Origin of the sequence: Parapedobacter composti, assembly GCF_900112315.1 — a bacterium.
In the GTDB taxonomy this organism is placed as follows: domain Bacteria; phylum Bacteroidota; class Bacteroidia; order Sphingobacteriales; family Sphingobacteriaceae; genus Parapedobacter; species Parapedobacter composti.
On the sequence record NZ_FOLL01000049.1, the window covers coordinates 1 to 1,949 of the forward strand.

Below are 1,949 nucleotides of genomic sequence, written 5' to 3' on the forward strand. Positions count from 1 at the left end.
ATCCTAAACAACCCTTACAGACTGGTGTACTTTGCCCCGGAATCGGTGGTGTATATTGGAGCGGAATAGTGGTGTACTTTGGCTCGGAATATCCACTTTTGTCACTGACTTGCAAAATGTATCAGTAAGATTTGGGCAACAAGATCAATTTATGACGGCAATCCCTATTATTCAAATCTTTCCGATCGGGGAGCCAAGCACTGAAAGAAGATAATAGACAAGTAGCTGTGGGTCGTATATTATTAAAAAAATCAGAAGGCTTTATGGAACGAAAAACATACCTGATCTTTGGAGTAAGCAAGGGCCTCGGAAGAGCCATTACACTTAACCTTCCAGATGGAGACGATCAGGTCTTTGGTATTTCACGGAGTGAGCCGGACTATCTTTCGGAAACTCCTAGTGTCCGTTGGATTTCTGCTGATTTATCCAATCCGGTCGAAAGCGTCAAAACTCTCAAACAACATATAGGAAATACTAAAATAGATTATCTAATTTACAATGTCGGTATTTGGGAAAGCGATGCGTTTTCGGACGATTATAATTTCGTGACCAATGCGCCTGAAGAACTAATCAGTCTTATCCATACCAATCTAACGTCCTGTATTCTGGGCATTCAGTCCATGATTGAGAATCTGAAAAAAGCCAATCAGGCGAAAATAATCTTAATTGGGTCCACCTGGGGATTGGATAATCACAATGGGAAGGAAGTAACGTTCTCTGCAACCAAATTTGCTTTACGGGGTGTTGCACATTCGTTACGAGAAAACCTCCGTGAGAACAGAATCGGGGTGTCCGTTCTAAATTTGGGCTATTTAGCGATGGAAGGCCAAGCGGATGAGGTAATGGACGCAGGTATTGAAACGACGACATGGAGAAGATTGATACCGTTACAAGATGTGATCCTGGCGCTTAAATTTATCATCTCCACTTCAGACGCTAGCTGTGTAAAGGAAATCAATATGCCGGCGATGGATGATAACAATATGTAGCGGCTATACCTTTTGAGCATAAATAATGATATGGAAAATCTCCGGATAGAGAAGCTGCAGGCCAAAGACCTTACCTATTTTAAAGACCTCATCGGTCTCTTCGGAGACGTATTTGAAATGAAAGCTTTCAAATTGCCGGCAGATGAATATCTAAGCCGCCTATTGGCCAATTCCGATTTCCACGTTTTCATTGCGTTACAAGAAGACGCCGTAATAGGGGGGCTGACAGCTTACACCCTGAATCAGTACTACTCCACAATGCCGTTGGCTTATATTTATGATTTGGCGGTGTCGCGCCAGCACCAAAGGAAAGGGCTAGGGCAAGCGCTGATTCAGACCACCACAACTTACTTCCGGCAGCAGGGCTATGAAGAGGTCTTTGTACAGGTAGACAAAGTTGATAGCTACGCAATTGATTTTTACCGGCAAACGAGCCCTACTGAAGAAGAGGACGTGTCGCATTTTTATTATACGTTACGAAAGCACTAGTGAGTCGGCGCAAGAAGAGCTGTGCAACTTTTCAGTGTGCAGCTTTTCCTAATTCCAGTGCCAGCACTCCGCCAATGATAAGTACGATACCAATTATTTGAGGAAGGGTCAAACTTTCTTTAAAAAGAAGAATGCCCAGAATAGCGAGTATCGATATTCCCAGAGCGGCCCAGGTTCCATATTCAATACCTAATGACATTCCATTTTTCAATGAAAGCGACAGTAAATAATATGCCCCTACAACACGATTACAGCGATACAAGACGGAATCAGTTTAGTAAAGCCGTTTGATTGCCGTGTGGCAATTGCCCCGATTACCTATAGTACTCCCCAAATATTGGACAGCTGCTTAAATGTTTAACTTAGCAGTTGTAAAGTATCCGCCCTATGAACTACATGTTTGATTGCTGCACTATTTTCTTATAGTTCTGTGGATATAGGTCTTTCAGGTTCTTGTGGTTGATGGCCATG

General features: G+C 42.8%; 3 protein-coding genes. 2 read left to right on the forward strand and 1 reads right to left on the reverse strand.

The features are described 5' to 3' along the window. Positions 1–263 precede the first annotated feature (263 nt). Together BM030_RS19490 and BM030_RS19495 are read left to right on the forward strand one after the other, a co-directional pair. Entirely contained in the window at positions 264–989 is a 726-nt protein-coding gene (locus BM030_RS19490) for an SDR family NAD(P)-dependent oxidoreductase (RefSeq protein ID WP_090975269.1), read from the forward strand. A gap of 30 nt (positions 990–1,019) precedes the next feature. Further along, positions 1,020–1,478, forward strand: a complete 459-nt coding sequence (locus tag BM030_RS19495; RefSeq protein ID WP_090975270.1) for a GNAT family N-acetyltransferase — start codon at positions 1,020–1,022, stop codon at positions 1,476–1,478. Between the two features lie 31 nt (positions 1,479–1,509). Here BM030_RS19495 and BM030_RS19500 read toward each other — a convergent pair whose 3' ends face one another. After that, positions 1,510–1,740 (reverse strand): SMR family transporter, encoded by a 231-nt coding sequence (locus BM030_RS19500; protein ID WP_211657675.1) that lies wholly within the window; start codon positions 1,738–1,740, stop codon positions 1,510–1,512. Between the last annotated feature and the right edge of the window lie 209 nt (positions 1,741–1,949).

Bases quoted from the DNA above. Each gene is read 5' to 3' on its own strand.
- BM030_RS19490 (WP_090975269.1), top strand. From the start codon at position 264: ATGGAACGAAAAACATACCTGATCTTTGGAGTAAGCAAGGGCCTCGGA.
- BM030_RS19495 (WP_090975270.1), top strand. From the start codon at position 1,020: ATGGAAAATCTCCGGATAGAGAAGCTGCAGGCCAAAGACCTTACCTAT.